Source organism: Neglectibacter caecimuris (genome assembly GCF_034335015.1).
Lineage (GTDB): Bacteria > Bacillota > Clostridia > Oscillospirales > Acutalibacteraceae > Acutalibacter > Acutalibacter caecimuris_A.
Window position 1 is genome coordinate 1 of the sequence record NZ_JAWXXK010000016.1, and the last position, 3,392, is coordinate 3,392.

Consider the following 3,392-nt stretch of genomic DNA (forward strand, 5'->3'; position numbering starts at 1 on the left):
GACGTTACACAATCACATAAGGCATATGATACTGTCACCACAAAAGAGCATTAAAGACTTTATTTGGGAAAAGTGAGGCATGTGTTACCAAAACATACAGTAGTTGATGTAATAAAGATAGTGTAACATTATGTTTCCACAGCATGAAAATAGCTACACATGGACATGACTGGTGACGTATTATTTGATTTGTAGGTTGCAGTATTATATATGTTTGTTTTTCTAAAAACAGGTCTACAACAAGATCAGCAGAAAAACACAAAATGCAGTTGTTAGGTTGAGTGTGAGAAGTGTGGGTAAGGTGCTCGAATTGCTGAGAGGCATCTGAGGCACCACAGGGTCCATGGTCACCACTAGTTTTTTGTCTGACAGTTGTGGAAAGTGCAAGATTTCTCCAGATCTGGAGCAGTTTCACTGCACTGTCTGAGTGAATTCATGGCAAGTATGTATTGATGTTGCAAAAACTTTTCATAGTTTGTTCCATCTGGAATCTCCTGGAGACATTTTGTCGAGTCCTTAAAGAGGAGGTTCTTTCCTCCTTCTGACTGGAACAATCTGAATGTGGAATCACTGCCAGTGGGTCCAAACTTGGCCTGCTGCCCCTGGAGGATGCGGACCACCTCGCCATGGTTCTCTGGACGAGTCATCACAGCATGTGCAGGCACTTCAGCCAGGTTACATGAGGCGAAATCAGTGACGGGCACTGGACCCTTCCCAGGGCAGATCAGCTCATAGTCAGCAGAATTAACGCCTTTAGCCCATGCTGGGCCATTACCATCGCTGTTTTCTTGAACGATTGTATGTTTGACGAAGGCAACATCACCAGCACCATCAACCAGACATCTAAAGGCTCCAGCGTAGCCATAGTACTGCTCATCAGCACTGGCTTTGCATTTGGACTCGTCTCCTACAGCTTTGCCGCTGCCGATGCACTGAGAGCAGAATGGGGAGCTGGGGTCTGCTCCGGGGGCACAGCCGGAACTGAAAAATTTAGTGAAGTCACAGTCATTAGTCAGATTGTGGATGTGACCCATGGGGATATTCCAGCCAGCGGTTCTTCCGATGCCTGTGTGACAAGACCTCTTGCCCTTCAGGGTGTCCCAGGTCACCCCTGAGCCTTTCTTTACCACGGCAACAGCAAGATATTTGGAGGATTTTGCATTAGAGATGCTGCACTGATCACTGTCATACTGCTCCACCATAGCAGGAACCAGACCGCACTTCCCAGCTGTGTACACTTGTCCTCCATCTACTGCAACTGCGTCAGCCTCTTTACGCATGATCTTTTTCAGACACTCTTCAACTGTGGGGGCATTCTGGCATTCAATGGAGGCGCTGTCATCACCCACACTGTTGATGCTCCATGCATCACACTTGGCGGTTTCAGCGTGGCCCACAGCACACCATTTAATGGCAGTCGATGAAGTGCCGGTGGCCTGCTCTTTCTTAAGAGAACGGATCACACTCATGTATTCAGCACCCAGATACAGGAAGGAGTCTGTGTTTGGGGGCAGCTGCACCAGTCTCTGTGTTGAGTCCTTGAATATCAGGTTCTTGGATGGTCCATAGCCTTCAGATGAGAAGAGGTTGAAGCCCTGTACTGAGTTGAGGCTTGTCCAGATCAATTCAGCCAGCTGTGAGTCTTTGCGGGTGACAACAGCATGAGCAGGTACCCGGGCCAGGTTGCAGGACTCATACATGCTCATTGGTGCTCTGGTGTTGTCCTTGCACAACAGCTCATACTTGCTCCATTCAGCCTCAGGCACAGTCAGATGCTTTACAAACGCCACGTCTCCAGCACCCTCCGCCAGACACTGGAAAGCTCCGTCGTAATCATAGTAAGGCTCTGCATGAGACCTGGAGCAGTCTCCCTTGCACAGTTTACACAGTTTGCTGCCCCTCGTTGCCCCTGGAGCACAGCTGGCCTGGAAGAATTCACTCACCGCTTCCTCCACAGGTTTGTCTTCAATGCCTCCCCACTGAATTATATTCATGGACACCAGGGTTCCTATGGGGATGTTCCAGCCTGCAGATTTTCCCAGCCCTGTATGACAGGATTTCTTCCCCTGCAGATCTTTGAAACCAAATAGTGTGCCCTTCTTCGCCACAGCAACAGCTAAGTAACAGGTGTCTGAAAAATTGGGACCGTAGTCCTCAGCAATAATGGGATGCAGGTCATAGTTGTTCAGTCCAGCAGTGTAGATGTCCCCTCCGTCCAAAGTGATGGCATCTGCCTCACCAGCCTTAATTGCAATGATGCAGTCGATGGTGTTGTCTCTTCTCACGCAGGAGAAGGCTGGGGCTTTGGCTGCCAGGTCCAAACATTTCCGATATTCAGGCTCCGACTTGACGCACCATTTCACCTTCTCAGCGGGGGCCGCGAACACGGTGGCGAGGCCCCCAGTAAGCGCCACAAGGAGGAGAAGTTTCATGGAGGACGCTGGACGGTGTTCCAGAGGAGGATGGACGGCTCGGTGAACTTCTACAGACCCTGGGACCACTACAAGTTTGGCTTTGGGAACGCAGCAGGAGAGTACTGGCTGGGTCTGGAGAGTCTGTTCCACCTGACCCAGCGGAAGAGATACGAGCTGCGGGTCGACATGGAGGACTTCAGTGGAAACACAGCGTTTGCTTATTACTCCTCGTTCTCCATCGACTCAGAGTCTGAGGGATACAGGCTGCATGTGTCTGGATTCAGTAACGGAGGGGCAGGAGACGCCCTGAGTCACATCAGTGGATTTAAGTTCTCCACCTTTGACAGAGACCAGGACACCTGGCCCAACAACTGTGCCAGGTCCTTCCTGGGGGCATTCTGGTACAGTAACTGTCACAGCGCAAATCCCAACGGGGTCTATCGCTGGGGGGCTGACGGCGCTCTCTATGCTGTTGGAGTTTCTTGGTACCCATGGAAGGGTCATGACTACTCCATGAAGACCTTCAGCATGAAGATCCGTCCTGTGCAGTGAATCAGCAGCTGAAGATCAGATCTCATTAATGACGTCGTGTCACAATGAGCCTGATTTTCCTAAGTCTGGGTAATTCACAGTTAAACAGCTACTTTTTTCAATCAGAATCTTTAAAACAGATTTTTAACTAACATTAAACGTATTTGTAGAAATTTATTTTTCCTTCTCAATATTTTCTGGTTAGAAAGACTTTTCTTCTTCAAGTAGTCAGTTCCTGATTAAGGTTTGAGGGTAGAGGTTTGCTTTTTGTTTGTTGTGAGAAGGTAAATCAATACACATACAATCAAAATGATGTTATAGTTATGCAGATGTGTTAACCAATCAGATCCTCCTCTCTGTTCCCCTTCACCTTCAGAGTCTCAGCTCATACAGTCGTGAAGAGACTCAGACCCTTAAAACCATAAAAGAGCTTTAGAGGCTTCTTTT

At 48.6% G+C, this 3,392-nt stretch carries 2 protein-coding genes; one reads left to right on the forward strand and one right to left on the reverse strand.

Annotation, left to right across the window (positions count from 1 at the left end; all coding sequences use genetic code 11):
- Positions 1–353 precede the first annotated feature (353 nt).
- The gene (locus tag U8T64_RS13805; RefSeq protein ID WP_322184425.1) at positions 354–2,432 is read right to left on the reverse strand and encodes a type 2 periplasmic-binding domain-containing protein; all 2,079 of its coding nucleotides are present in this window, start codon (positions 2,430–2,432) and stop codon (positions 354–356) included.
- Between the two features lie 30 nt (positions 2,433–2,462).
- On the opposite strand from U8T64_RS13805, the gene U8T64_RS13810 reads away from it, so the two are divergent.
- Positions 2,463–2,966: a fibrinogen C domain-containing protein gene (locus tag U8T64_RS13810; protein WP_322184427.1), complete on the forward strand. Its 504-nt coding sequence runs from the start codon at positions 2,463–2,465 to the stop codon at positions 2,964–2,966.
- Positions 2,967–3,392 lie beyond the last annotated feature (426 nt).